A 3,391-nucleotide genomic window follows, 5' to 3' on the forward strand; every position below is an offset into this window, starting at 1 on the left:
CACCGCCCCCTGACCCCCGCCGCTTCGTCCCGAATGGTCGCCATTCGTCACGATTGGTCGCCGTTCGTTCCGAATCGGCGCCGTTCGTGACGAATCGTCGCGGACCGGCAGCGCGGGAGGGCGGGCTGCAGGGCGGCCGGCCGGCGGGCGAGATCACGGGGAACACCCAGGTGGAGCGCAGGCCATGCTCGGCACCTCCGCATCGGCCACGCGTACCGTTCCCGGTATGAAGCTGTTCACGCGCGAGTGGGGCGAAGGCGACCGCCACGCGGTCCTCGTCCACGGTGTGATGTCGGACTCGCGCAACTGGCGACGCGTCGGGCCGGTGCTCGCCGAGCGCGGCTACCACGTCGTCGCCGTCGACCTGCGCGGGCACGGACACAGCCCGCGCGCCTCCGAGTACACCGCAGAGCTCATGGCCGAGGACATCGTCGACACCGTCCCTGACGCCCCCGAGCTGGTCATGGGCCACTCGCTGGGCGGCCTCACCGTGAGCCTCGCCGTCGACCGGCTGCGCCCCGAGCGCGCCGTCTACGTCGATCCGGCGTTCTCGTGCCCGGCAGCCAACTGGTTCCAGCGGGCGCTCGCCCCGGCGTTCCTGCGCACGCTCGCGCGGCAGTCCGCCGCGCGGATCGCCAAGCGGAACCCGCGCTGGGACCCGGCGGACGTGGCGATCGAGGTCGAGACCTTCGCCGCGTTCGACCGGGCCGCCATCCCCGCGGTCCTTGCGCCGAGCATCATGCGCGCGCCGACGACGATGGCCGTCCCGTCGCTCGTGATGCTCGCCGACAACTCCTACCTGGTGAAGCCGGATGCGGCGGAGCGGCTGCGCGACTCCGGCTTCGACGTGCGGGTCGTCGCCGGCTCCGGTCACGTGATCAACCGCGACGACCACGACGGCTTCATGGACGCGCTCGACGGCTGGATCTGACCGGGATCGCCTCCTCGGCGGCCTGTCGGGGGCGCCGCGTAGACTCTCACGAGTGATACTGCAGGGCTTGATCACGGCGCTTCAGCGCGCCTCCACGTTCGCCGACGCCGTGGCGTACGCCGCGCGCGACGCCGACTTCTCGCTCACCGACGGCCTGCGAGCGCCGCTGCTCGCGGGACTGGTGCGCCGGCGTGCCGAGGCGGGCGCGTCCCAGGCGGTGCTCGTCATCACCGCGACCGGACGCGAGTCCGAGTCGGTGCGCGCCGCGCTGCCGTGCGTGCTCCCGGAGGCGGAGATCGTCGAGTTCCCCGCGTGGGAGACCCTGCCGCACGAGCGCCTGAGCCCGAGCGCCGAGATCGTCGGCAAGCGCCTGACCGCGCTGCGCCGGCTCGCGGACTGGGCCGCCGGCGACCAGCGCACGCCGTTCATCCTGGTCGCCTCGGTGCGCGCCGCCCTGCAGCCGCTCGCCGACAACCTGACCGAGTACGGCACCATCGAGCTCGCGGCCGGCGGCCGCGGCTTCGACCTGGGCGGCCTCGCCTCCCAGCTGGTCGACCTCGCCTACGCGCGCGTGGACATGGTCACCCGGCGCGGCGAGTTCGCCGTGCGCGGCGGCATCCTCGACGTCTTCCCGCCGACCGCCGACCACCCCTACCGGGTCGACTTCTTCGGGGACGAGGTGGAGCAGATCCGCGCGTTCGCCGTGGCCGACCAGCGTTCGCTGCCCGAGCCGATCCCCGCGGTGAGCCTGCCGCCGAGCCGCGAGCTGCTGCTCAGCGAGTCCGTCCGTCAGCGCGCCCGCGAGATGGAGCACGAGTTCCCCAGCCTGTCGTCGATGCTCGCGAAGATCGGCGAGGGCATCCCGGTCGAGGGGATGGAGTCGCTGGCTCCCGCGCTCGTCGACCGGCTCGTGCCGCTCACCCACTACCTGCCCGACGGCGCGGCCGTCGCCGTCCTCTCGCCCGAGCGCGTCGCCTCCCGCGCCGTCAGCCTCGCCGAGACGAACCGCGAGTTCCTCTCCGCCGCGTGGAGCGCCGCCACGGTCGGCGCCGCCGCCCCGATCGATCTCGCAGCAGGTGACTTCCTCACCCTGCAGCGGCTGCACGACTCCGTGAAGTTCAGCAAGCCGGGGCAGCCGGCTCCCGACCACCCGTGGTGGACGTTCTCCGGGTTCCAGGCCGACGAGGTCCTTCCCGAGGAGCGCGAGCTGGAGGAGCACCTGCAGGTGCGCGTGGCGGCCGAGGCCGTTCCCAGCTTCCAGGGCAACGTGACCGGGGCGATCGAGCACGTCGCCGCACGGCTGAGGGACGGCTGGCAGGTGGCGATCGTCGCGGAGGGCGCCGGACTCGTCGAGCGCGCCGCCCAAGTGCTCGCCGACGCCGAGCTGCCCGCACGTCCGGTGGACGAGTTCCCGGGCGACCCCGAGCCGGGCGTCGCCTACCTGCTTCGTGCCACGGTCGAGCACGGCTTCGAGGTGCCGGAGACCAAGCTCGCGCTGATCGGCGAGAGCGAGTTCTACGGCCGCACGGTCGGCTACGAGTCGCGTCAGGTCAAGAAGCTCGCCACCCGGCGCAAGAACGTGGTCGACCCGCTGCAGCTGAAGCCGGGCGACTTCGTGGTGCACGAGACGCACGGCATCGGCAAATTCGTCGAGCTCACGCAGCGCGAGGTCTCCAGTGGCGGCCGCAACGCGGTCAAGTCCAAGCGCGAGTACCTGGTGCTCGAGTACGCGCCGTCCAAGCGCGGCTACCCGGGCGACAAGCTGTACGTGCCCACCGACCAGCTCGACCTGCTCACCCGGTACGTGGGCGGGGAGGCGCCGCAGCTGTCCAAGATGGGCGGCAGCGACTGGGCCGCGGCCAAGGGACGCGCGCGACGGGCGGTGCGCGACATCGCGGTCGAGCTCGTCAAGCTGTACTCGGCGCGGATGGCGAGCAAGGGCCACGCGTTCGGTCAGGACACCCCGTGGCAGCGCGAGCTGGAGGAGGCGTTCCCGTTCGCGGAGACCCCCGACCAGCTGCAGACCATCGACGAGGTGAAGGCCGACATGGAGCGGCCGATCCCGATGGACAGGCTGATCTCGGGCGACGTCGGCTTCGGCAAGACCGAGATCGCGGTCCGGGCCGCATTCAAGGCGATCCAGGACGGCAAGCAGGTCGCCGTCCTGGTGCCGACGACGCTGCTGGTCAAGCAGCATGCGGAGACGTTCATGGAGCGCTTCGCCGGCTTCCCCGTTCACCTGCGGCAGCTCAGCCGGTTCCAGACCGACAAGGAGGCGCGCGAGACGCTGCGGGGGATGGAGGACGGCACGGTCGACATCGTCATCGGGACGCACCGCATCCTCGCCGAGGGCGTCACCTTCAAGGACCTCGGGCTCGTCATCATCGACGAGGAGCAGCGCTTCGGCGTCGAGCACAAGGACCAGCTGAAGAAGCTCAAGACCAACGTCGACATCCTGGC

At 71.8% G+C, this 3,391-nt stretch carries 2 protein-coding genes; both read left to right on the forward strand.

Annotated elements, in window-relative coordinates; genetic code table 11:
* Positions 1-226 precede the first annotated feature (226 nt).
* Entirely contained in the window at positions 227-931 is a 705-nt protein-coding gene (locus ACTHMF_RS07190) for an alpha/beta fold hydrolase (RefSeq protein WP_314148064.1), read from the forward strand.
* Between the two features lie 52 nt (positions 932-983).
* A partial coding sequence (locus ACTHMF_RS07195) for a DEAD/DEAH box helicase (protein WP_440316877.1) occupies positions 984-3,391 on the forward strand: 2,408 nt, incomplete at its 3' end.

Origin of the sequence: Leifsonia sp. (genome assembly GCF_051955155.1) — a bacterium.
In the GTDB taxonomy this organism is placed as follows: domain Bacteria; phylum Actinomycetota; class Actinomycetes; order Actinomycetales; family Microbacteriaceae; genus Leifsonia.